Source organism: Streptomyces sp. NBC_00370, from assembly GCF_036084755.1.
In the GTDB taxonomy this organism is placed as follows: domain Bacteria; phylum Actinomycetota; class Actinomycetes; order Streptomycetales; family Streptomycetaceae; genus Streptomyces.
Map to the genome: position 1 here is coordinate 5,987,426 of NZ_CP107968.1, position 22,284 is coordinate 6,009,709.

22 protein-coding genes are annotated in these 22,284 nt (G+C 68.3%); 5 read left to right on the forward strand and 17 right to left on the reverse strand.

Annotated features, from left to right (window positions below):
* Window position 1 precedes the first annotated feature (1 nt).
* From OHS57_RS26815 to OHS57_RS26850, 9 genes are read right to left on the reverse strand one after another with little or no spacing between them, the layout of a single operon-like run.
* Window positions 2-496, reverse strand: coding sequence for a hydrogenase maturation protease (locus OHS57_RS26815; protein WP_328583591.1), 495 nt, complete (start codon window positions 494-496; stop codon window positions 2-4).
* A gap of 2 nt (window positions 497-498) precedes the next feature.
* A complete protein-coding gene (locus OHS57_RS26820; protein ID WP_157874279.1) occupies window positions 499-708 on the reverse strand; it encodes a hypothetical protein in 210 nt (69 codons plus the stop codon).
* A gap of 13 nt (window positions 709-721) precedes the next feature.
* A complete protein-coding gene (locus tag OHS57_RS37800; protein ID WP_443042974.1) occupies window positions 722-841 on the reverse strand; it encodes a DUF6893 family small protein in 120 nt (39 codons plus the stop codon).
* Window positions 838-2,295 (reverse strand): hypothetical protein, encoded by a 1,458-nt coding sequence (locus tag OHS57_RS26825; RefSeq protein WP_328583592.1) that lies wholly within the window; start codon window positions 2,293-2,295, stop codon window positions 838-840. Before OHS57_RS26825 ends, OHS57_RS37800 begins: the two co-directional genes overlap by 4 nt.
* A complete protein-coding gene (locus OHS57_RS26830) occupies window positions 2,292-2,933 on the reverse strand; it encodes a DUF6084 family protein (RefSeq protein WP_328583593.1) in 642 nt (213 codons plus the stop codon). The genes OHS57_RS26825 and OHS57_RS26830 overlap by 4 nt, the downstream gene beginning before the upstream one ends.
* Window positions 2,930-3,586, reverse strand: coding sequence for a DUF5947 family protein (locus tag OHS57_RS26835; RefSeq protein WP_328583594.1), 657 nt, complete (start codon window positions 3,584-3,586; stop codon window positions 2,930-2,932). Before OHS57_RS26835 ends, OHS57_RS26830 begins: the two co-directional genes overlap by 4 nt.
* On the reverse strand, window positions 3,583-4,554 hold the full coding sequence (locus OHS57_RS26840; protein WP_328583595.1) for a NifU family protein: 972 nt from the start codon (window positions 4,552-4,554) through the stop codon (window positions 3,583-3,585). The genes OHS57_RS26835 and OHS57_RS26840 overlap by 4 nt, the downstream gene beginning before the upstream one ends.
* 1 nt (window position 4,555) lies before the next feature.
* On the reverse strand, window positions 4,556-6,349 hold the full coding sequence (locus OHS57_RS26845) for a nickel-dependent hydrogenase large subunit (protein ID WP_041984168.1): 1,794 nt from the start codon (window positions 6,347-6,349) through the stop codon (window positions 4,556-4,558).
* A gap of 35 nt (window positions 6,350-6,384) precedes the next feature.
* Window positions 6,385-7,440 (reverse strand): hydrogenase expression protein HypE, encoded by a 1,056-nt coding sequence (locus OHS57_RS26850; protein WP_041984166.1) that lies wholly within the window; start codon window positions 7,438-7,440, stop codon window positions 6,385-6,387.
* 132 nt (window positions 7,441-7,572) lie between these two features.
* Between OHS57_RS26850 and OHS57_RS26855 the strand changes: the two genes are divergently transcribed.
* Complete coding sequence (locus OHS57_RS26855) at window positions 7,573-7,902, forward strand: hydrogenase maturation nickel metallochaperone HypA/HybF (RefSeq protein WP_041984163.1); 330 nt, start codon at window positions 7,573-7,575, stop codon at window positions 7,900-7,902.
* Window positions 7,903-7,905: 3 nt separating this feature from the next.
* Entirely contained in the window at window positions 7,906-8,655 is a 750-nt protein-coding gene (gene hypB / locus OHS57_RS26860; RefSeq protein ID WP_328583596.1) for a hydrogenase nickel incorporation protein HypB, read from the forward strand.
* A 35-nt stretch (window positions 8,656-8,690) separates the two neighbouring features.
* Here the strand turns inward: hypB and OHS57_RS26865 are convergent, their stop codons facing one another.
* Window positions 8,691-9,287: a Dps family protein gene (locus OHS57_RS26865; protein WP_041984159.1), complete on the reverse strand. Its 597-nt coding sequence runs from the start codon at window positions 9,285-9,287 to the stop codon at window positions 8,691-8,693.
* A gap of 254 nt (window positions 9,288-9,541) precedes the next feature.
* Here OHS57_RS26865 and OHS57_RS26870 point away from each other — a divergent pair, with 254 nt between their 5' ends.
* Window positions 9,542-11,428, forward strand: coding sequence for a phospholipase C (locus tag OHS57_RS26870; protein ID WP_328583597.1), 1,887 nt, complete (start codon window positions 9,542-9,544; stop codon window positions 11,426-11,428).
* 78 nt (window positions 11,429-11,506) lie between these two features.
* On the opposite strand, the gene OHS57_RS26875 is transcribed toward OHS57_RS26870, so the two are convergent.
* Window positions 11,507-12,433, reverse strand: coding sequence for a hypothetical protein (locus tag OHS57_RS26875; protein ID WP_328583598.1), 927 nt, complete (start codon window positions 12,431-12,433; stop codon window positions 11,507-11,509).
* A gap of 178 nt (window positions 12,434-12,611) precedes the next feature.
* Between OHS57_RS26875 and OHS57_RS26880 the strand changes: the two genes are divergently transcribed.
* The gene (locus OHS57_RS26880) at window positions 12,612-12,827 is read left to right on the forward strand and encodes a hypothetical protein (RefSeq protein ID WP_328583599.1); all 216 of its coding nucleotides are present in this window, start codon (window positions 12,612-12,614) and stop codon (window positions 12,825-12,827) included.
* Between the two features lie 50 nt (window positions 12,828-12,877).
* Here the strand turns inward: OHS57_RS26880 and OHS57_RS26885 are convergent, their stop codons facing one another.
* Complete coding sequence (locus tag OHS57_RS26885) at window positions 12,878-13,282, reverse strand: hypothetical protein (protein WP_328583600.1); 405 nt, start codon at window positions 13,280-13,282, stop codon at window positions 12,878-12,880.
* A 416-nt stretch (window positions 13,283-13,698) separates the two neighbouring features.
* Window positions 13,699-14,301 (reverse strand): restriction endonuclease, encoded by a 603-nt coding sequence (locus OHS57_RS26890; RefSeq protein ID WP_328583601.1) that lies wholly within the window; start codon window positions 14,299-14,301, stop codon window positions 13,699-13,701.
* Window positions 14,302-15,147: 846 nt separating this feature from the next.
* Between OHS57_RS26890 and OHS57_RS26895 the strand changes: the two genes are divergently transcribed.
* Window positions 15,148-17,271, forward strand: a complete 2,124-nt coding sequence (locus tag OHS57_RS26895) for an AAA family ATPase (protein WP_328583602.1) — start codon at window positions 15,148-15,150, stop codon at window positions 17,269-17,271.
* Window positions 17,272-17,752: 481 nt separating this feature from the next.
* Here the strand turns inward: OHS57_RS26895 and OHS57_RS26900 are convergent, their stop codons facing one another.
* The 4 genes from OHS57_RS26900 to gcvT form a co-directional block, all read right to left on the reverse strand.
* Window positions 17,753-19,135, reverse strand: coding sequence for an L-serine ammonia-lyase (locus OHS57_RS26900; protein ID WP_041984153.1), 1,383 nt, complete (start codon window positions 19,133-19,135; stop codon window positions 17,753-17,755).
* A gap of 164 nt (window positions 19,136-19,299) precedes the next feature.
* Entirely contained in the window at window positions 19,300-20,568 is a 1,269-nt protein-coding gene (gene glyA / locus OHS57_RS26905; RefSeq protein ID WP_041984151.1) for a serine hydroxymethyltransferase, read from the reverse strand.
* Between the two features lie 16 nt (window positions 20,569-20,584).
* Window positions 20,585-20,962: a glycine cleavage system protein GcvH gene (gene gcvH / locus OHS57_RS26910; RefSeq protein ID WP_041984148.1), complete on the reverse strand. Its 378-nt coding sequence runs from the start codon at window positions 20,960-20,962 to the stop codon at window positions 20,585-20,587.
* Window positions 20,963-21,050: 88 nt separating this feature from the next.
* Window positions 21,051-22,175, reverse strand: coding sequence for a glycine cleavage system aminomethyltransferase GcvT (gene gcvT, locus OHS57_RS26915; protein ID WP_041984144.1), 1,125 nt, complete (start codon window positions 22,173-22,175; stop codon window positions 21,051-21,053).
* Between the last annotated feature and the right edge of the window lie 109 nt (window positions 22,176-22,284).

A 22,284-nucleotide genomic window follows, 5' to 3' on the forward strand; every position in this document is an offset into this window, starting at 1 on the left:
TTCAAGGGCTCCTGGGCTCGGCGGGTTCGGCCGGCACGAGCCGCCGGACCAAGGTGCGTACCGCGTCGAGCGCTTCGGGTACGGCGGCGGAGACGGCATCGCTCAGCCCGATGCCCTCCTCCACCCCGGCCGGGGTGCAGCCCACGACGTAGGTGACCGGAAGAGTACCGCCCAGTTGGCCCAGATTTGCCAGTACTGCGACCGGATTCATCCCGTGTGCATCGAATTCACCCGTACCGAGGTCGTCGGGCCCGACTTCGAGCACGCTCACCTCACCGGCGGCGCCGCCGCCCGGATACGCGTCGACCAGCACCAGCGCGTCGTACCCGTCGAGCAGGTCGTACGCGAGGTGCATGCCGCGGATGCCGTAGTCCGTGACCCGGACCGACGGCGGCAGGCCGCCCTCGCCCGCCAGCCGCCGTACGACCTCGGGGCCGAAGCCGTCGTCACCGAGGAAGAGGTTGCCGATGCCGGCGACCAGTACGCCGTCGGCCACGGTCAGCCTCCGCCGGACTGCAGGTCCGGCGCGTCCGGGTGGTTCGGTGACTGCGGGTCGACCGAGGTGTCGGACTTCTCGTCCGAGCCGCCCTCGGGGCGGTCGGCCGGGCCGCCGGACGGCTTGTCGGAGCCGGTGTCGCGTGAGCCCTTGGCGCCGCGCTCCTCCTGTGGCTCCTCCGCCCGGTCCTCTGCTGGTGTGTCGTTCTTCATCGGATCCATGTCCTTACATCGCGCGCATGCGCAGGTAGCGGCGGACGTCGGGGATCGACATCACACCGACGACAACGGCCACGGCCGCGGCGGTCGCCGCGACGCCTGTGGTGATGATTCCCAGGGTCTTCACGATCGGCTCTCCTCTCGGTGTTCCGGCTCCGGTTCCGGGTGGCTCCCGGCGGGCAGCGGTTCCAGCTCGTCGGGGGCGAAGTAGAAATACCGGCCGTACCAGTCGTGCATGTCGGCCGCCGGATCGTCGACGAGTACGAGCGCGACATGCACCCCGCCGTCGACGTCCGAGAGCACGGCGGTCACCCGCGCCACCTGCCCGGCGAAGAACAGGTCCTGGGCGTCCGCGCGGCGGGAGGGGTGCACCCGTACGAGGCTGCCCTTGGCGACGCTGACGCCGTTGATCACGACCGCGTCGGTCGCGGGCCGGAAACCGGCGTCCGCCGCCGGGTCCCACCAGGGCGCGCCGCCGGTGTCGAAGGACGCGGGCTCCGCGTCCCGCAGATCGGCGGGCGCGCCGGGCAGTTGGGCGGGTGCGGCGGGCGCCTCGCGCGGATCGGCGTGCGGGTCGCGGAGCAGGCCGTGGAGCCGCTGGAGGTCGGCCGGTGACATGCCGTCACAGCGGTCGATGATCTCCCGGGCGCGCGGGTCGGTCGCCCGCGCCTCCGCCTTCTCCTCGTCCGTCATGGTCATGACCCGCAGCGTCAGGATCTCGTCGATCTCGGTGGAGTCGAAGAGGGCTCCCGCGCTCTGCTCGGCCACCTCGGGGTGGTCGTACAGGATGATCGGCGCACCGAGCACGGTGTCGGTGCTGCCCTTCGCCCCTGCCAGCACCGGCCAGCAGCGCCGCTGCCGGCAGCGCCCGGCCGCCGCCTCGGCTGCCGCCGGCGGCTCCAGCAGGGAGACGAACTCCGCGCCCTCCGCCCGGAGCAGCAGATGCGTGCCGATCAGCGAGGCGCGGATCGCCGCGTCCTTGTCGGCGGCGGTCGCCGCGTGCTCGTTGTCGACCGAGACCGTCAGCCGGACGAACCCGTCGTCCACGGCCGTCTCGGTACGGACCCGGGCGGTCAGCTCCTCGCGGCGGCGCACGATACGGCCCACCCGTACGCCCCGCTCGTCGGTGAGCGCTTCGATCTCCTCGCCGCCCGGCACGGTGAGCAGTCGATCCGTCGGCCCGTCCAACGGCACGGTACCGAGGGCGATTTCCTGCTCCACCGCCTCGTCCCAGCTGAGCACCGACACACCGGCCACGGTGAGTTCACCGACGGGGGAGTGGCTGCCGTCCGCCTCCAGCCGCTGCACCTCGCGTACCTGGAGCTGGAGGAAGCGCAAATGGACGGTGACCCGGGCGGCCGTGCCTTCGGGTGCGTCCCCGGGCGCCGTCAGCAGGCACTGCATCGCCATGCCCGGGTCCTCGCCGAAGCTGGCGGGCGCCGCCGACGGCGGGCCGAGCACCCCGAACTGCCAGCGCGACTGGTTCTTGTGCGAGCTGGCGCGGTACGGGTAGAGCAAGTACCCCTCGTACAGCACCGCGTCGGCGACCGTACGCACCTGGTCGAGGCCCGGCGCCGTCATGTGACCACCTCGCCGACGTCGGCCAGCAGCATCCGCACGGTCTCGTCCCAGCTGATCAGGCCGCGCCGGGCGCGGAAGTCGGCGATCTGGTCCAGCACGTCCTGATCCAGCCTGATCCAGCCGGAGTTCGGAAAGTGCGAGGCGATCATCCGCCGCCACACGGCGACCGGCAGGTCGTAGCGGGCCTCGCAGTCCCACGGCACCTGCCGCACCCCGAACCCCGCGCTGCCCTTGGTGAACACCGTCCCGGAGAAGAGCAGGGTGAGCGGTACGGTGCCGTCGCGCAGCGCGTGCAGATAGCGCGAGCCGATCACGTCGAAGTCGTACGTGCACGGCAGCGGCAGATCGATCTCGGTGGCGCCGGTGAACCCCTGCACCGTGGTGTTGCACTGCATCCACAGGAACGGCCGCAGCGTGTCGGACCAGCGCTCACGCTCGCCGAACAGGCCGAGCAGCCCGTCCCGTTCGGCCGCGTCGTAGTGCCGGCGCTGCGGTTCGATACGGACCTGGCAGCGCAGCACGACCGCGTGGATCCGCTCGCCGGCGCCGTCCTCGATCCGCAGCCGCGCCGTCAGCTGCGGTGCGACGGTGTACGGCTCGGCGACGACGTCGAGCACGGAGAACTCCATCCCGCTCATCCGCGACCGCCGTCCAGGACCGCAGGCCGGCTGCGATCGGCGACCTGCGCGAAGAACGCGTCCATCGCGTCGTGCGCCTCACGGCCGCCGTCGAAGCCGCGCCACAACGTGCGCAGCCTGCCGACCAGTTCGTAGCAGGCGTCGATCGGCACCAGATGGCAGGAGGACCCGTCCGGTCCTTTCGAGCGGCGCACCAGCAGGGCCTCCACGTCGGGGCGCAGCACGGCCAGCTCCGGGTTGGCCCGGACGATGGTGTCCCAGGCGTCCAGCGGCAGTTCGGACTCGGTCGCGCCCGCGGGTCCCGGGTAGAAGGCGATCGTGCGCTCCTGGAGCGAGTTGCGGAACAGGAACGCGAGCCCGACCGGGATCTGCAGCTCGTCCCAGGTCCGCTCGTCCAGGGGCAGCCCGTCGAAGCGCAGATACCGCTCGGGCACCGCGCGGTAGCGCAGCCGCGCTTCCGGGTCGCTGAAGAGCAGGTAGCAGGCCCGGCAACTGCACATCAGGGCCCGGCTGTCGAGGTTCACCACATGGGAGTGCTCGGCGCCGACCTGCTCGGCGCACATCTCGCAGCGCTCGCCCGCCACCGGTTGCGGGCGGTTGCGGGTGACCCGCAGCAGTGCGGCCACCGGGGACGGCCGGGAGCCGGCGATCATGTCGCCACCGGCGCGGAAGAGGCCACCGGGGCCGGAACGGCCACCGACACGCTCGCGCCGTCCGCCAGCAGCGGCAGCGGGTCCAGATGCAACCCCTCGACGTCGAGGCAGGCGCCCGCGCGGCGTACGTCGTAGTGCGCCCGGCAGGCAGGGCAGCGCAGCACCGCGTCGCCCGAGGCGCCGCCGAGCCTGCGGGCCAGCGCCGCGCCCGCCAGCGACGTCTCGCACCGCGCGCAGCGGTCCCGGAAGGCGAACAGGTCGGCGCCGATCCGACAGGCCACGACGGGCACGTCCGCGGCGGTGACCTGCGTGACGGCGCCCGACTCCAGCGCGAGCAGCTCGGGCACCGGCTGCCAGGACGCCCCGGCCTCGTCGGCGGCCGGCGCGCTCCCGTGCAGCCGGGAGAAAAGCGCCTCGACCGGGACGACCGGTCCTGCGGCGGCGGAGCCTTCCTCGTCGGCCGAGCGCACCTCGATCGTGGTGATCTCGGGCGCCGCCGCCTCGACGGCACCCTGCACGGCCAGCTTGAGCGTCGCGGACGACGACGGGCAGCCGTCGCAACTGCCCAGCAGCCGCAACCCGACGACTCCGTCGTCGGTGACACCGAGCAGTTCCACGTCGCCGCCGTGCGAGCCCAGATAGGGCCGCACGCTTTCCAGCGCCTGTTCGACCCGGGTCTCCACGCTGTACGGGTGCAGCCCGTGCACCAGCAGCAGGCTGGCCACCAGATCGTCGGCCGCCAGCGCGGCCAGCGTCTCGTCGCCCAACTTCCCCTGCTCGTAGACGAGATCGAGCAGCCGCTCAAGCCCCGCCCCGTAGAAGTCCGTGACGAGCCGGACCAGTTCCTCACTGCGCTCACGGGCGACGGCGCCGCCCGAGGCACTGGCGGCGATCAGGGTGTCGATGCGCTCGCCGGTCGCGCGCCAGTCCTCGGACGCGGGCGCGCGCTCACTCTGTTCTGTGGTCACGTCACTCACTGCCCGCTGACTGGGTGGGGCTGTGCAGCAGTTCGAGCTTCTTGCCCTCGCCGAGGTACATGTGCACCCCGCACGGCAGACAGGGGTCGAAGCTGCGCACCGTGCGCATGATGTCGATGCCCTTGAAGTTCTCCCGGTCGTTCTCCTCGAAGATCGGCTGGCCCTGCACCGCGTCCTCGTAGGGGCCCGGGGTGCCGTAGGTGTCACGCGGGCTCGCGTTCCACGGAGTCGGTGGGTACGGGTGGTAGTTGGCGATCTTGCCGTCCTTGATCACCATGTGGTGCGAGAGGACGCCCCGTACCGCCTCGGTGAAGCCGCAGCCGACGGCCTCCTCCGGGACCTCGAACTTCTCCCAGGTCTTGGTCCGGCCCGCCCGGATCTCCACCAGCGCCTTCTCGGCGAAGTGCAGTGCGCAGGCCGCCGCGTACGCCTGGAAGTAGGTGCGGGCGCGGTTGCGCTCGATGGTGTTGCTCCACTTCGGGACGTGCCACTCCAGCTCGACCGGGCCCTTGAGCGCGGTCTTGGGGAGGTTGATCTTCACGCTGTTGCCGGTGGCCTGGATGTAGCCGATGTCGACGAGCCCGGCCAGCGCCGTCGTCCACAGCCGGGCGAGCGGGCCGCCGCCGGTGTCGAGGGCGAGGTAGTCCTTGCCGTCGAACCAGCGCGGCGACATGACCCAGCTGTACTTGTCGTCCAGATCCCGCTTCTGCGGCTGCGGGTTGGTGTGCTGGTTCCACGGGTGGCGCCGGTCCACCGGGTTGCCCAGCGGGTCGTGCGTCACGAACGTCTCCTGCTCGTCCCAGTCGTTGTAGTACGACGAGCCGAGCAGGATCCGGATACCGAGGTTGATCTTCACCAGGTCGGTGGTGACCAGCTTGCCGTCCACGACGACACCGGGGGTCACGTACATCTTCCGACCCCAGTCGGTCATGTCCTTGTACTCGAAGTTGCAGTGCTCCGGGTCCTGGAAGGAGCCCCAGCAGCCCAGCAGGATGCGCCGGTTGCCGACCTGCTCGTAGCCGGGCAGCGCCTCGTAGAAGAAGTCGAAGAGGTCGTCGTGCATGGGCACGACCTTCTTCATGAATTCCACGTAGCGCTGGAGCCGGGTGATGTAGTCGGTCATCAGCTGGATGGTGGCGACCGTGCCCACCCCGCCCGGGTACAGCGTGGAGGGGTGGACGTGCCTGCCCTCCATCAGACAGAACATCTCCCGGGTCATCCGGCTGACCTGGAGCGCCTCGCGGTAGAACTCACCGGTGAACGGGTTCAGCGAGCGCATGATGTCGCCGATGGTCTTGTACCCGTGCGCCTCGGCGTGCGGCGACGGCGTGCGGTTGGCCTGCTCCAGCACCCCGGGATTGGTCTCGGCGACCATTTTCTCGCAGTAGTCGACCCCGACCAGATTCTCCTGGAAGATGTTGTGGTCGAACATGTACTCAGCGGCTTCACCGAGATTGACGATCCATTCGGCGATGTGCGGCGGCTTCACGCCGTACGCCATGTTCTGCGCGTAACAGGAACAGGTGGCGTGGTTGTCACCGCAGATGCCGCAGATCCGGCTGGTGATGAAGTGCGCGTCGCGCGGGTCCTTGCCCTTCATGAAGACCGAGTAGCCGCGGAAGATGGAGCTGGTGCTGTGGCACTCGGCGACGATCTTCTGCTTGAAGTCGATCTTCGTGTAGATGCCGAGGCTGCCGACGATACGGGTGATGGGGTCCCAGGCCATCTCCACCAGTTCGTCCTTGCCCTGGCTTCCCGGGCCACCCTTTTGCCGCGTCGCCGTCATTGCGCCGCCCTCATCTTTCTTTTCTTTGCGGTGAGTTACCAGGTGCGGGTGGCGCCGGACAGGAGCTGCTTTCCGGGTTTACGCCACTTCGGTTCGCGGTCCAGCGTGTGCGTGGTGATGTGACGCAGCCGCCGCATCGTCGATCCGTACAGACCGACCGTGTTCGTGGAGAGCTTTCCGCCGGGCGGCTCGTCCATGAACGGCATGAACTTGTCCGGGAAACCGGGCATGGTGCAGCCGATACAGATACCGCCGACATTCGGGCAGCCGCCGATACCGTTCATCCAGCCGCGCTTGGGCACGTTGCACTTGACGGTCGGACCCCAGCAGCCCAGCTTCACGATGCACTTGGGCGAGCCGTACTCCGTCGCGAAGTCGCCCTGCTCGTAGTAGCCCGCCCGGTCGCAGCCCTCGTGCACGGTCTGGCCGAACAGCCAGGTGGGGCGCAGCGCGTCGTCGAGGGGGATCATCGGGGCCTGGTCGGTGGCCATGTAGAGCAGGTACGTCAGCGTCTCCGACAGGTTGTCCGGCTGGATCGGGCAGCCGGGCACGCACACGATCGGGATGCCGGCCTTGGACTTCCAGTCCCAGCCCAGGTAGTCCGGCACGCCCATGGCGCCGGTCGGGTTGCCCGCCATGGCGTGGATGCCGCCGTACGTCGCGCACGTACCGACGGCGACGATCGCGGTGGCCTTCGGCGCCAGCCGGTCCAGCCACTCGCTGGTGGTCATCGGCTGCCCGGTCGCGGGGTCGTTGCCGAACCCGGACCAGTAGCCCTCCTGGTGCAGTTTCTCGTTGGGGATGGATCCCTCGACGACCAGGACGAACGGTTCGAGTTCGCCCCTGTCCGCCTTGAAGAACCATTCGAGGAAGTCGTCCGCGCCACCGGTGGGGCCGCATTCGAAATCAATCAGCGGCCAGTGCACGGCCACCTGCGGAAGGCCGGGCAACGCGCCGAGAGCGATTTCCTCGATGCTGGGCTGGGTGGCGGCGGTCAGCGCCACGGAATCGCCGTCACAACTGAGACCCGCGTTGATCCACAGAACATGGATCAGCGTATCTTCCGCTTTTACTGCTGCCTCTGTCGGCATAGCGCTGCCGCCTTCCGGGGGGCATCGGCCCACACGTGTGGTGTCACTCACATTGCTACCATCTAGACTCCGCCCAAGTGCCCTGTCAACACGGAATCACGGCACCAAGAAATAGACCGAACGGGTGATCCGGTGCATGAATTGGCAATCACGCAAAGCGTGGTGGACGCGGTATGTGAACGCGCCGCCGGACGGCCGGTCCACACGGTCAGGGTGCGGGTGGGCACGCTCACCGCTGTCGTCGCGGATTCCATGCGTTTCTGCTTCGACCTCATCACCGAAGGCACGGTCGCCGAGGGGGCGGAGCTGGAGATCGACCAGCCGCCCGGCACCGGTCGTTGCCGGGCGTGCGCGACGGATTTCACCCTGACCGATCTGGTGCTGCTGTGCCCGTGCGGCAGTGCCGACGTGACTATCACGTCAGGGCGTGAACTGCAGATCATCTCGATGAAAGTGGGCTGACGTATGTGCGGTACCTGTGGTTGCGACGAATCCGGCGGCGGGGTCGGTACCCGGATCGCCGTCGCGCACGAGCATCCCCACACCCACGACCACCCCCATCCACACGGACCCGGGACCGTCACCCTGGAGCAGCGGGTCCTCGCGAAGAACGACGACCTGGCGGGGCGCAACAGGGCCTGGCTGGCGGAGCGGGGCAGCGTGGCCGTCAACATGATGAGTTCGCCGGGCGCGGGCAAGACCACGCTGCTGGAGCGGACCGTGGCCGAGCTCGCGGGCAGCCGGCCGGTCGCGGTCGTGGAGGGCGACCAGGAGACGATGCTCGACGCCGACCGCATCAAGCGGGCCGGCTGCGCGGTGGTCCAGGTCAACACCGGCGCCGGCTGCCATCTGGACGCCGGGATGATGCGCGGGGCGCTCGACGCGCTGTCGCCCGGGCGGGACTCGCTGATCCTGGTCGAGAACGTCGGCAACCTGGTCTGCCCGGCCCTCTTCGACCTCGGCGAACGCAGCAAGGTCGTGATCATCTCGGTCACCGAGGGCACGGACAAGCCGCTGAAGTACCCGTACATGTTCGCCGCGGCCGATCTCGTCATCATCAACAAGATCGACCTGCTGCCGTACGTCGACTTCGACGTCGACCGCTGCGTCGCGTACGCCCGGTCGGTCAACCCCGACGTACGCGTGCTGACGGTGTCCGCGACCACCGGCGAGGGCATGGACCGCTGGTACGCCTGGGTGGCCGAGCAGTACTGACGCCGCCCGGCCACCGTCGTCCCTCGGGACGTCGCTCAGACGCGGACGAGAGGCGTGTCGACCAGGTGCTCGGCCAGGAACCAGCACTGCAGCTCGCCGGTCCTGATGACCTGCGAGACCAGCAGGTCGTTGGTGCCGTCGTCACCGAGGTCCTGGGTGCGCGCCGCCGCGTCGTGCGCGTCGGTGAGGATGATCTCGTGGGCCTCCAGCAGCCGCGAGAGCATGGCCGGCACCTCCTCGACACCGTCCGGCGGTCGCGGCACCGACGTGATCTCCGCCGCGTGCCGCGGGTCGCCGACCGAGACACCGCCCAGCGTCTGCATGCGCTCGGCGATGGTGTCGACCAGTTCGAGCTGCTCGCTCGCGTGCTTGTCGAGCAGCAGATGGAGCTGGTAGAAAGTCGCGCCCCGCATGAGCCAGTGGTGCTTCTTGTAAAGGCTGTACAGCATCTGCGTGTCGGCCAGCACCTGGGCGAGGCGCTGACAGGAATACATCCGCGCGTCGTAGGAGAGCCCGACGGGGAATTGCTTGACGGTGCCGAATTCCTGAATGACACCACTTTGCTGATGGAGCCAGGGCTGACTGCCCGGAGTGGACTTCGACTGGCCGTTGTGCTGGCCGTTCTGTTTCATCGCTCCTACCTTCTGGGGCCGCGGTGAATTCGCTCAACTCCCGGCCATGCTAATGAGAGCGGCCGAATCCGGCCTGTCGGCGGCCCGCGCCCGCCGCGCGGCCGGCCGGTGCGGCGACTTGGTGCTGCCATGCCACAACCATTTAGATTCCCTGACCAACCATTCATCGCGGGGCCATGCCCTGACCACGCTGCGGGGTGTGCGGCCGACCGACCATACGGCTGTCAGAAATCCGCAGCATGGACAGGTGACAGATGCACAGTGCAGACGCCCTGACACGGCAGGACCGCCGGCGAGCGGTACGGGCCGCGGCGCTCACCGCGGCGGTGGCTCTCGTCGCGTTCGGCACCGGGGCCGCCCCCGCCTTCGCCGACGCCGGACAGCACAACGCCGGTCAGCACAAGCCCAAGGACAACAGCGCGAAGACGGCCACACCGATCAAGCACGTGGTGGTCCTCTTCGACGAGAACGAGTCCTTCGACCACTACTTCGCGACGTACCCGAAGGCGGCGAACACCGACGGGACGCCGTTCGCCGCCTCGTCGAGGACGCCCAAGGTGAACAACCTGGCGAATGCGAAGCTGCTGACGAAGAACCCCAACCAGTACGCGCCGAAGCGGCTGACCCCGGCGCAGGCGCTGACCTGCTCGCAGAACCACAACTACAGCCCCGAGCAGCTCGCCTACGACAACGGCAAGTCCGACAAGTTCGTGCAGAACACGGAGACCGACACGTGTTCCGGCGGGCTGTTCGGCGAGCCGGGTCTGGTCATGGACTACTACGACGGGAACACCGTCACTGGGCTGTGGAACTACGCCCAGCACTACACGCTCAACGACAACTCGCACAGCTCCACCTACGGCCCCTCGACGCCCGGCGCGCTCAACCTGATCTCGGGTCAGACGCACGGCGTGATCTCCATGGACCCCGCTTCGGGCACGGAGCACCCGAAGCAGACGGCGACGCCCAGCTCGTCGGTCATGGTCTCGCCGGACAAGAAGGGCGTGGGCACGGTCGTCGCCGACCCCGACCCGGCGTACGACGACTGCTCGGACAGCAACCACACGGCGACCACGCCGCTCGCCGCGCTCACGGGCAAGAACGTGGGCGACCTGCTCAACGCGAAGAACGTGACCTGGGGCTGGTTCCAGGGCGGCTTCCGGCCGAGCACGGCCTGGGACGGCACGAAGGGCACGTACGCCAAGTGCGCGACCGCCCACGCCAACCTCGGCGGGGCTTCGGTCGTCGACTACAGCCCGCACCACTCGCCGTTCGAGTACTACAAGTCGACCTCGAACCCGCACCACCTGGCGCCGGCGAACGTGGACGAGATCGGCCACGACGGCCGGGCCAACCACAACTACGACCTGACGGACTTCGACGCGGCGCTCGCCGCGCAGCAGCTGCCGGCCGTCAGCTTCCTCAAGGCGCCCGCCTACCAGGACGCCCACCCGGGCAACTCGGACCCGATCGACGAGCAGCACTTCCTGGTCTCGGAGATCAACGCCATCCAGAAATCCCCGGAGTGGAAGTCGACCGCGGTCATCGTCGCGTACGACGACTCGGACGGCTGGTACGACCACGCGGCGCCGCCGGTGCTCAACGGGTCGAAGGACACCACCAAGGGCTCCAACGGACTGCCCACCGACAGCAAGGCCTGCCGGACAGGACCCGAGGCGCGGTCCGGGTACCAGGACCGCTGCGGCCCCGGCCCCCGCCAGCCGCTGCTGGTGATCTCGCCGTACTCGAAGACCAACCACGTCGACCACACGCTCACCGAGCAGACGTCGGTCACGTCGTTCATCGAGTCCAACTGGAAGACCGGACGGGTGGGTGACGGATCCTTCGACACCCGGGGCGGCACGCTGCTCAACGCGTTCGACTTCCACCGCCCGAACAACGTCGAGGTGCTGCTGAGCAAGAACGGCGCGGTCTCGAAGATCACGTCGATCCCGAAGCACCCGGCGAAGCCGGTGAAGCGGAAGATCGCCGGCCCGGCCGGCGGAAACCTGGACACCGCGGGCCTCGCGTCGTCCAGCTCCTCCGCGCCGGCACTGATCCCGACGGCGATCGGAGCGGCCCTGCTGGCCGCGATCGGCGGCGGCACCCTGCTGCACCGCAGGCGCCGCACCACCACCTGACCACGACACCGCCCGACCACCGAGGGGCTGCGCCGACAACGGCACTGCCCCTCGGTGCGTCACCGTCCGCACCGGCGCTCAGTGACCGTAGGCAGAGTCGGACGGGTGCTCGGCGGCCCGCAGCCCGACGATGAGCTGGTCCGCGGCTGCGAGCTTCTGATCGCGGTCCGCGAGCCGGGAGGTGAGTTGCTCGATGTGATTGGTCAACTGCCTACTGGCCGCGTCGGACTTGGCTTCCTGTGAACGAGCCCAGGCGAAGTACAGTTCGGCGCGTCTGTCATTGAGTTCGCTCTCCTCCTCGGTGATGTCCAGTTTCACTCCCTGTAGCTCTTGCAACTCGTAGCGCAGTTGGGCGATATGGTGGCCCAACTGGGCCCGCTCGGCCTCAAGAGACATGATCTTTTCTTGCAGCGCCTGCTTGTGCCGGCGGGTCGTTTCCCGCAGTTGCCTGAGCTCGGCGTCGATCCTGACCTGTGACTCGAAAGCAAGCATGAGGTCCTTGCTCGCTTGCTTCTGGCGCTCGGTGATATCGGCCCGGGAGTCCCGCAGTTTCTCCCTGGCCGCCTCGAGCTCCGGAATGGTGGCGTTGCCGGGCGGCAGCGCGCAGCCGACTGCAGGCGCGGTGCGGGGAACGTCCTGACTCGCCTTGCGCTGCGTACGCTGGTGACTCCCCTGCAGGTGCTTGAGCCTCCGCCAGTCCTGCTCCCAACTCCGCACGCGCGGATCCTCGCGGCTCATCGGCGGACTGTCCGGGCGGTGGAGGTCGTACAGGACTCGCACGAAGTGGATCAGGAAGTCCAGCTTCGGTAAGCGCTTGGCGTTCATGAGGTCGCTGATCGAACTGGGGCTGAGCGGGACGCCGGTGCCGCCGGCTGCTTCGATCGTCCGATAGGAAGGCGCGTCGCACGAGGCGTGCAGAACCCTCAACCTCTCGATGAATGCAGCGAATTCTTCGTCGTAATCCTCTGGTGGTTGCGGTGGTGGGGAGGGTTTCTGGTCTTCCATCGGTGTCTCCCTTGCGGCGCGTGGGGACACCGTAGACGTTCGGTCGGGGCCTCGTAGCCGCGTTCGCCGAACAGTTCCGCACACTCGGCGTTTGCCCGAACAGCCGTGTCTGTACGGCATTGATCGAGGTTGTCCGGCAGCCTCACACCGCAGGGCACGCCAGCCCTGAAATGGGGGCATGGACAACAACGAGAACACTCCTCGCGTCGCAGCCAGCGGAGACCGGGAACCACGGCCGCTTCGAGAGCGCCTTCTGGACCTGGTGGCTCTGCTGGTGCTGATCACCCTGGCCACAGTGGTGTTCAAGGTCGCCGGTCCCACCGCGTTTACCGCCGTGACCGGTGCCGGCGTCGGCCTGTTCGGCGTCTGGCACTCCTCGCGCTCGCGTGGCTGAGCACGCCGGCCATCATCGGCCCCGCATTGCTGCCGCTGTCGAGCCGCTGCTCAGCACTCGATGATGTTGACCGCCAGGTCGCTGCGGGCTGTTTCCTTGTACTTGACCTTCACGTCGGCGGCACCCCATGTGATGGCTGTGGCCTGCGGTTTCAGTGACTTCGGGCCGGGCCACGACGGCACCAGGGACTTCGCAGGGACTTTCCGCTGCTGGTCGCTCGCCAGCCAGGTGTCCATCACGGCCAGACTCCGCTGGCCCGCGCCGGGCATGAAGTGGGTGTAGTGGGCGAGCGTGATGTTCGGCGAGGAGTGTGCCAGCCAGGACGACACGCGGACGATGGACTCGCCCGCCTCCAACTGCACGCTGGCGTAGGTGTGCCGCAGGACGTGGAACATGTCGCGCCGCGAGCGTTCGAAGACGGGATGACGACGGGTGCGCGCACCGTGCTGCTCCACCTCCGGCCGACCTCGTGGAGCACACCGGCGCGCGCGAGCGCCGGCCTCCGACTCCGTTCGTTCCAGGTCTTGTAGTTGATCCGCAGGCCGTGCGAGGAGCTGAGCCGCACCGTGATCGGCTTGCGCTGGCGCTCTTCGAGGTCGGTCGTCGGCTCCTCGGGGTTCCGCCACGGGAGGGTGCACGCGGCCGGAGGGTAGCGCCGGAAGTGAAGGCGCGCCCTTCGGGCGAAGTTGGGGGAGAGGGGCACCTCGTGGGTCTTACGGCCCTTGGGAAGGCAGAAGGACGGTCGGCCTCGCATCCCAACGGACATCCGCCGCACGTGTACTTACAGCCTTATGGGGCCCGAGGCCGACCATAATGGGTCGTCAGGGCGACGATGTCCTGGCCATCGCCGACGGCGGGACCGGCATCCGGGTTACTGCAGCCACTCGTGCAAGGGGGCCGGGTCATCGGGGGTGACCAGCTGGACGCGGGTCGAGCCGGCGTCTTGTCCCGGCGTGTACAGATGGGCGACGAAGGAAGGGACACCGAAGCGGTCCCGGGCCTCCTGGCGCGTCATGACGGGCGCCGTGTCGGTGGACTTGGTCTCGAAGGTGTAGCGGCCCTCCGTGACGGTCATCAGCGCGATGCCGTGGGCTTGCGCAAAGACCAGAGCGCCTTTCTGGTAGGGAGCGGTGGACACCATCAGCGCCTTATGCGCCCCCACGCTCGTGAGCTTGTGATGCAGAACCTGGACCAGTTCACGCTTGATCGGATGGGTGTGGTGCTTGGCTTCAACTAGAACCAGGAAATCCATGCCCAGGAGCTCGTAGCGCACGGTGGTGTCCATGTCGTAGTCGCCGTCCATGCCGTGGACCGTCTCGTGCAGTGCCACCTGGAGATCGACTCCGGCAGGGTGCATGGACCGCAGCAGCTCTACGACGAACTGCTCGAACTGTGCAGGCGTTATGTCGGCTCGAGCGTAGTGTGCCGTGGGCCGTGCGATGACCTCATCCTGATGTGACGCGTTCGCTTCCACGCTTACTCCTTCGTGCCGCCCGACGCGGGCCGTCTGGTGCGCAACCACTCCCATCAAGCACTGGTTGGCCGACCACCCGCCTCCGCTCTACTGATCGTCTCAGCCTGCAAAGCCCGGCCCTCCGTACCCAAGCCGCACGGTGCAGAGGGCTGGCGCAACCTGCCTCCTCTTTGTCCTGGCGCCCCTTGGCCCTGTGACCGCCCGGGCCCGGCGACGGCCCAGGCGGAGGGTTGCTCCTCTGTGCGGGAATCGCCGGTAAGCGCCAGGACGACTAGGGATTTCTTGGGTCGGGTGGGGCTGTGCGCCCAGCTACCCGCACCGTTCCGGTGCGGCGAGCGGGTACGGCGTTTGCGCCACTTCCGGGCGCTCCAAGTCGCCGCCGCGGTCGCGACCCCGGTCGGGCTGATAGACCGTACTGGCCGTGGCACCGTAAAGCCTGGCAATGGGGGGCACTGGCTGAAAAATGTTGCTGGGGACGTATCCACTTCGGCGTAGGTGTAGTAGGCGGAGACCAAGAGGTCGCGTCGGACCGCGCGCCGCTCGCTGCGCAGTTCATCGAAATTCCCGTGGCGCAAGCATTGGACCTGTGTTCTTCCATCGCCGGGATGATCATGTCTAGCTTCGGGGGTTCTACTGGGGTCAGAACAGCTTGCTCATCGCTGCCAGCGCATGCCCAACGGCTGTCGCAGGCAAGTGGCCTGTCTCGGCCCGACAGCCCAGTCGGTGCTTGGGCACCGAGTCGGGCACAGGAGCACGTCACTACGCCCGCCCAGGACAGGAGTTGCCGCTCAGGAGCCTGTGCGGGAACGCTTCGCCTGAAAGTATATTTAGGCTCTGCAGACCGACATGATCACTACCGACCGACTGGCGGGGCGCGACTCTCTTTCCATGAAGATTCACTCGATTGCTGCCGAGGATTTTCTCTCCTTCGCCTCTCTTGCCTTGCCGCTGCGGTCGGGGACGACCATCGTGACTGGACCGAATGGTGCCGGAAAGTCGAACCTGGCGTCCGCTGTGGCGCTACCTCTGCTTGTTCTGGAGCGCGGGCGGCGTGGCGCAGACGCAGACCCGCTGGAGGTGTTTCAGCAGGCGGGTCGACACGGGGTCGACGCATACGTCGTCAGTCTGGACATCGAGCTCGACCAGGCCTGGGAGGAAGACCTGGTGCGGTGCTTCGTCGAAGCGGCCGTCGCTTCCGCTGCGCTTGAGGACATTTCCCCGAGCGATCCAAGCCCGCGGGCGGCCGTCCTGTCGCTCTTCACAGAGTTGGGTGTGGCTGCGGACTCCGTGCGTTCCCTGCTGAGGGGAACATTGGTCGTGGCCTACAACGCCCGGCAGCCAGCACATTGGTGGGCTGCCTGGAATTTCCGCCACTCCAACGAGGACTTCCAATTCCTGCTCGAAGGGCCGGGCAGGAACCGGCTTCAGCGAGGTCATATCTTGCCGTGGATGGACGGCCTTGTGAATCCCTTCCGCGCCACGGTGCCGCCCCTGGGACACGTACCGGACGCAGACAGAACCGGCGGTGTCGCGGTGCTGAGGTCCTTCCTGCGCGAGGGGATGTCGGAGAGAGCGGGCAAGCCACAGCCCTCCGCAATCGACTTCAGCCGTATGCTCGACTCTCTCGATCAGACGGTCTCGTTTGTCATGCAGGTTCAACCTCTGACGAACGGCAACGCACGGCAGCCGGTAAGTCTGGGCATGCTCGCCCGGGCACTGGGCTACGAGCACCAGCAGCCCAACGTCCGCTTCGAATTCCGCAGCGTGCTTGCCGAGGTGCTACGCCGCGGGGTAGTCCTCACCGACAACCGCCGACTACCGCTAGTACGACACTTTCCGCTAGCAGCCCTGGGAGCGCCGGTCGATCTGCGCGACGGCAGTGGCGTGGCCGCTGAGCTGTTCCGACTGAAGAACGGAGACCGGAACCAGCAGCAGCGCTTTGAACAGGCTAGGGAAATCTTCACCGGCATCACTGGGCTTTCCCTGCACCTGCGCAGTGTGCCAGCCGACGACTCCACTCTCTCCATCGACATCCTCGTCGGGGAAGACCGCCAGGCCCGTATCGCCCAGTTCGCAGGTGCTGGCATCCAGGAGGCGCTCCTGCTGGCCGCTCTGCTCGCTGGCGAACCGGGGCAGGTCGTCGTGCTGGACGAGCCCGCAGTGAATCTGCATCCCACAATGCAGCGGCGTCTTGCCCGCCGCCTTGCGGATGTCCACGGCATCGTCATCACGCACAGCCCGGACCTGATCATGTGCTCCAGCATCAATGATCTGGATCGTGTCGTCCGGCTCACTCCGCACCTCGACGGAACCCGGGTTGCCACCCTTTCCGCTCACAACAAAGGGCGGCTTGGGGAGTGGCTGCAGAACCTGCTGCTGACCGATGTGCGGGCGCTGCTGTTCGCCTCCGCGGTCATCTTGTGTGAAGGCTCCACCGAACTAGGCGCGCTCGGGCGCTGGTGGCAGGACGGTGCAGCTGGACTAGATGATCCACAGGGCGCCAACATCTCCCTGATCGACGTCAGCGGCGACAACAACTTTGGCGGCTACGTCAACTATTTGGAAGCGTTCCAGATCCCTTGGGCGGCCGTGGCTGACGGTCCCGCATTTGTGCCGACCAGCGGGCTCAGCAAGCAACTCGCCAAGCTGGGGCTGGCACCCTCTGACAGGCGCCCTGACGATGACGAGGTCTTCCAGGCATGGCTGGAGTACTGGAACCGCGTCGGCGTCTTCACCGTCGCGGACACCTTTGGCAGGGATCCAGACAAGTCCGGCGAGTTCGAGGCATTCCTGGTGCGCCTTGACGAAACCCTACTGGAACAGACTCGCGCCACTCACCGTACGAGCAAGCCACGCATCGGTGCCGCCTTCGCCGCCGCCCACCCCGACATACCCGACGAGATTGCCGGCCTTTACCAACAGATCCGCGATCATCTCGCATCCCGAACCGGCGCACCACGGGCTCAGTGACTCGCAGGCATCGGCATGATCGTCCCTTGTCGGAGAACGACAACCCTGATGAGAGAGGCATTTGGCGACGCCGGTGGCCAACCGGTGGCCGGATGCCTTTGGCTGATGCGACCGAGGCAGCACAGGCCCAACCAATCGCAGGTGTTCTGATCAGGCAGGGCAGCACTACCGAGCATGGGCTGGCACCCCGGGTCTGACCCCCACGGTCTCGCCGTGGGTAGGTCGCGCGGGGGGTCAACCACCCGGCAGATGCCTAAAGCGGGCCGCTCCTGCCGGGATGCCGGCGGTGTGACCGTAGGGACCACGCTTCTCCGGGTGGTGGGAACCGCGCCGCCGCACCTGGTGGAGGCCCTTCTGCAGTCCGGGATCCCAGGGGCTTTCAGCTCCGTCGGAAGGACTTCCGGGGGATGTTCCGCCGTGCAAGCACGGAAGGCTCCGACAGAGCTGAAAGGCAGGAACCCGCAGGTCGGGTACGGCCCGGTCAGCACTCGATGATGTTGACCGCCAGGCCGCCGCGGGCTGTCTCCTTGTATTTGACCGACATGTCCGCGCCGGTCTCCTTCATCGTCTTGATGACCTTGTCCAGCGAGACCTTGTGGCTGCCGTCGCCGCGCAGGGCCATCTTCGCCGCCGTGACCGCCTTCACCGCCGCCATGCCGTTGCGTTCGATGCACGGGATCTGGACCAGGCCGCCGACCGGGTCGCAGGTCAGGCCCAGGTTGTGTTCCATGCCGATCTCCGCCGCGTTCTCGACCTGTTCGGGGCTGCCGCCCAGCACCTCCGCCAGGGCGCCCGCCGCCATGGAGCAGGCCGAGCCGACCTCGCCCTGGCAGCCGACCTCGGCGCCGGAGATGGAGGCGTTCTCCTTGAAGAGCATGCCGATGGCGCCGGCGGCGAGGAGGAAGCGGACCACGTTGTCGTCCTTCTCGCGGTCCGTCGCGCCGCCCGCCGCGAAGTTCATGTAGTAGTGCAGGACCGCCGGGATGATGCCCGCCGCGCCGTTGGTGGGGGCCGTGACGACCCGCCCGCCGGCCGCGTTCTCCTCGTTCACCGCCATCGCGTAGAGCGTCAGCCACTCCATGGCGTGCGCCTGGCGGTCGCCCTCGGCGCGTAGCTGGCGGGCGGAGTGGGCGGCCCGGCGGCGGACCTTCAGGCCGCCGGGGAGTATCCCCTCGCGGGACATCCCGCGCGCCACGCAGGCCTGCATGACCTGCCAGATCTCCAGCAGCCCCGCCCGGATCTCGTCCTCCGTGCGCCAGGCCTTCTCGTTGTCCAGCATCAGGGCCGAGATCGACAGGCCGGTCTCCCGGGAGAGCCGCAGCAGCTCGTCACCGGTGCGGAAGGGGTGCTTCAGCACGGTGTCGTCCAGCTTGATGCGGTCCTCGGCCGCCGCGTCCTCGTCCACGACGAAGCCGCCGCCCACCGAGTAGTACGTCTTCTCCAGCAGCGTCCCGCCGTCGGCGTCGAAGGCGTGCACCGTCATACCGTTCGGGTGGTACGGGAGCGCCTTGCGGCGGTGCAGCACCAGGTCGGTGTCTGCGTCGAAGGCGATGTCGTGCATGCCGAGCAGATTGAGCCTGCCGCTGGTGCGGATACGTTCCGCCTCGGCGTCCGCGTTCTCCACGTCGACCGTACGGGGCGAATCGCCCGCCAGGCCGAGCAGGACCGCCTTGGGGGTGCCGTGGCCGTGGCCGGTCGCGCCGAGCGAGCCGAAGAGTTCGGCCCGTACGGAGACGGTGTGGGCGATGAGGCCCTCGTTCTTGAGCCGGCGGGCGAACAGGCCCGCCGCGCGCATCGGGCCGACCGTATGGGAACTCGAAGGGCCGATACCGATCGAGAACAGGTCGAAGACCGAGATGGCCACGGTGGAACTCCTTGCTGGTTGGTAGACGCCGTTGTCTGCCGGGGTGGTGCAGAGGTAGCGAGGTCCACACGGTGCGGGGCACCGCGCGCACGGTCCAGTGTGCGCGGTGCCCCGTGTCCGTACAGGTATGACCGCCTGTGTGACTGCTTACAGGCCGGTGCGGTTCAGAGGGAGGGGTACAGCGGGTGCTTCGCCGCGAGCGCCGAGACCCGGGCGGACAGCGCCGCACGGTCGAACTCCGGCTTCAGCGCCGCCGCGATGATGTCGGCGACCTCGGTGAAGTCCTCGGCGGTGAAGCCGCGGGTGGCGAGCGCCGGGGTGCCGATCCGCAGACCGGACGTGACCATCGGGGGGCGCGGGTCGTTCGGGACCGCGTTGCGGTTGACCGTGATGCCGACCTCGTGCAGCCGGTCTTCCGCCTGCTGGCCGTCCAGCTCCGAGTTCCGCAGGTCGACGAGGACCAGATGGACGTCGGTGCCGCCGGACAGCACGGAGACGCCGTGCTCCGTGACGTCGTCCTGGACCAGCCGCTCGGCCAGGATCCGGGCGCCGTCCAGGGTGCGCTGCTGGCGCTCCTTGAACTCGTCCGATGCCGCGACCTTGAAGGAGACGGCCTTCGCCGCGATGACATGCTCCAGCGGACCGCCCTGCTGGCCGGGGAAGACCGCGGAGTTGATCTTCTTGGCCAGCTCCTGGGTGGACAGGATCACGCCGCCGCGCGGGCCGCCGAGGGTCTTGTGCGTGGTCGTGGTGACGACGTGCGCGTGCGGCACCGGGTTGGGGTGCAGCCCGGCGGCGACCAGACCCGCGAAGTGCGCCATGTCGACCATCAGGTACGCGCCGACCTCGTCGGCGATCCGCCGGAACGCCGCGAAGTCCAGCTGGCGCGGGTACGCGGACCAGCCGGCCACGATGAGCTGCGGACGCGACTCCTTGGCGAGGCGCTCGACCTCGGCCATGTCGACCTGGCCGCTCGTGGCGTCCACGTGGTACGGCACGACGTTGTAGAGCTTGCCGGAGAAGTTGATCTTCATGCCGTGGGTCAGGTGCCCGCCGTGGGCGAGGTTCAGACCCATGATCGTGTCGCCCGGCTTCAGCAGCGCGAACATCGCCGCCGCGTTGGCCTGCGCGCCCGAGTGCGGCTGCACATTGGCGTGCTCGGCGCCGAACAGCGCCTTGACGCGGTCGATCGCGATCTGCTCGATCACGTCCACGTGCTCACAGCCGCCGTAGTAGCGGCGGCCCGGGTAGCCCTCGGCGTACTTGTTGGTCAGGACCGAGCCCTGGGCCTCCATGACGGCGACCGGGGCGAAGTTCTCCGACGCGATCATTTCGAGGGTGGACTGCTGGCGGTCCAGCTCGGCGTCGACAGCGGCGGCGACGTCCGGGTCGAGCTCGTGGAGCGAGGTGTTGAGGAGCGACTTCGAAGACATCACAGTCCCTGGGGTGTCAGTTGCCGGAAAATTCCGTGTACTCGTCGGCGCTGAGCAGATCGCCCGGCTCTTCGGCGACGCGCACCTTGAACAGCCAGCCGCCCTCGAAGGGAGCGGTGTTCACCAGCGAGGGGTCGTCCACGACGCTCTGGTTCGTCTCGGTGACCTCGCCGGTCACCGGCGCGTAGAGATCGCTGACCGACTTGGTCGACTCCAGCTCGCCGCAGGTCTCGCCCGCGGTCACCGTGTCACCGACCTCAGGGAGCTGGACGTACACGACATCGCCGAGCGCGTTGGCCGCGAACTCGGTGATACCGACTGTCGACACGCCGTCCTCGACGGTCGTCAGCCACTCGTGCTCCTTGCTGTAGCGCAGCTGCTGGGGGTTGCTCATGGTCTGAATTCTCCTGTACGCGGGGGAGTGGTGGGGAACAGTCGTCTTGCGGACTGAGACGCCGGTATCAGCTCTGACGCTCTCGCTATCACTTCTGACGCTTGTAGAACGGCAGCGCCACGACCTCGTACGGCTCGTGCGAGCCGCGGATGTCGACCCCGACGCCCTTGGCGCCGGGCTCGGCGTGGGCCGCGTCGACGTACGCCATGGCGATCGGCCTGCCCAGCGTCGGGGAGGGCGCGCCGGACGTGACCTCGCCCACGACCGCGCCGCCCACGACGACGTGGTAGCCGGCGCGCGGCACCCTGCGGCCCTCGGCGATCAGCCCGACCAGTTTGCGCGGCGGCGCGACGGCGGTCAGCTCGACGGCGGTCGCGAGCGCCATCCGGCCGACGAAATCTCCGCCGTTGGAGGTCTTCTCGAACTTGACCACCCTGCCGAGACCCGCGTCGAACGGGGTGAGGCTCGCGGTCAGCTCGTTGCCGTAGAGCGGCATGCCCGCTTCGAGCCGGAGCGTGTCGCGGCAGGAGAGGCCGCACGGTACGAGACCGGCGCCCGCGCCCGCCTCGGTCAGCGCCTGCCACACCCGCTCGGCGTCGGCGGGGGCCAGGAACAGCTCGAAGCCGTCCTCGCCGGTGTAGCCGGTACGGGCGATCAGCGCCCGCACCCCGGCCACGGTGCCGGGCAGCCCCGCGTAGTACTTCAGCCCGTCGAGGTCGGCGTCGGTCAGCTGCTTGAGGATGCCGGAGGACTCCGGGCCCTGGATCGCGAGCAGCGCGTACGCGTCGCGGTCGTCGCGCACCTCGGCGTCGAACCCGGCGGCGCGCCCGGTCAGCGCGTCGAGGACGGTCTGCGCGTTGGACGCGTTCGCGACGACCAGATACGTCTCGTCGGCGAGGCGGTAGACGATCAGGTCGTCCAGGATGCCGCCGTCCTCCTGGCAGATCATCGTGTAGCGGGCGCGGCCCACGGCCACGGCGCCGATGTTGCCGACCAGCGCGTAGTCGAGGAGCTGACCCGCCGCCGGGCCCGAGACGGTGATCTCACCCATGTGGGAGAGGTCGAAGAGGCCGGCCTTCGTACGGACCGCGGTGTGCTCGTCGCGCTCGCTGCCGTACCGCAGCGGCATGTCCCAGCCGGCGAAGTCGGTCATGGTGGCGCCCAGCGCGCGGTGCGTGGCGTCGAGGGCGGTGCGGCGGGGGGAAGGGCTCATCGATGGCTCCCAGGGCATGGCTGATGACAGGCGAGGACGTTCCTCCCCATCTGTCATCGGAACCTGAGAGGTTCACCACGACCGCACGTACTACATACGTGCGCACAGC

Excerpts from the sequence above, each read along its gene's own strand:
- OHS57_RS26825 (WP_328583592.1), bottom strand. The coding sequence starts at position 2,295 with ATGACGGCGCCGGGCCTCGACCAGGTGCGTACGGTCGCCGACGCGGTG.
- OHS57_RS26895 (WP_328583602.1), top strand. The coding sequence starts at position 15,148 with ATGATCACTACCGACCGACTGGCGGGGCGCGACTCTCTTTCCATGAAG.
- OHS57_RS26835 (WP_328583594.1), bottom strand. The coding sequence starts at position 3,586 with ATGATCGCCGGCTCCCGGCCGTCCCCGGTGGCCGCACTGCTGCGGGTC.
- OHS57_RS26870 (WP_328583597.1), top strand. The coding sequence starts at position 9,542 with ATGCACAGTGCAGACGCCCTGACACGGCAGGACCGCCGGCGAGCGGTA.
- OHS57_RS26820 (WP_157874279.1), bottom strand. The coding sequence starts at position 708 with ATGAAGAACGACACACCAGCAGAGGACCGGGCGGAGGAGCCACAGGAG.
- OHS57_RS26865 (WP_041984159.1), bottom strand. The coding sequence starts at position 9,287 with ATGAAACAGAACGGCCAGCACAACGGCCAGTCGAAGTCCACTCCGGGC.
- OHS57_RS26880 (WP_328583599.1), top strand. The coding sequence starts at position 12,612 with ATGGACAACAACGAGAACACTCCTCGCGTCGCAGCCAGCGGAGACCGG.
- hypB (WP_328583596.1), top strand. The coding sequence starts at position 7,906 with ATGTGCGGTACCTGTGGTTGCGACGAATCCGGCGGCGGGGTCGGTACC.
- OHS57_RS26875 (WP_328583598.1), bottom strand. The coding sequence starts at position 12,433 with ATGGAAGACCAGAAACCCTCCCCACCACCGCAACCACCAGAGGATTAC.
- OHS57_RS26845 (WP_041984168.1), bottom strand. The coding sequence starts at position 6,349 with ATGACGGCGACGCGGCAAAAGGGTGGCCCGGGAAGCCAGGGCAAGGAC.
- gcvH (WP_041984148.1), bottom strand. The coding sequence starts at position 20,962 with ATGAGCAACCCCCAGCAGCTGCGCTACAGCAAGGAGCACGAGTGGCTG.
- gcvT (WP_041984144.1), bottom strand. The coding sequence starts at position 22,175 with ATGAGCCCTTCCCCCCGCCGCACCGCCCTCGACGCCACGCACCGCGCG.
- OHS57_RS26830 (WP_328583593.1), bottom strand. The coding sequence starts at position 2,933 with ATGAGCGGGATGGAGTTCTCCGTGCTCGACGTCGTCGCCGAGCCGTAC.
- OHS57_RS26850 (WP_041984166.1), bottom strand. The coding sequence starts at position 7,440 with ATGCCGACAGAGGCAGCAGTAAAAGCGGAAGATACGCTGATCCATGTT.
- glyA (WP_041984151.1), bottom strand. The coding sequence starts at position 20,568 with ATGTCTTCGAAGTCGCTCCTCAACACCTCGCTCCACGAGCTCGACCCG.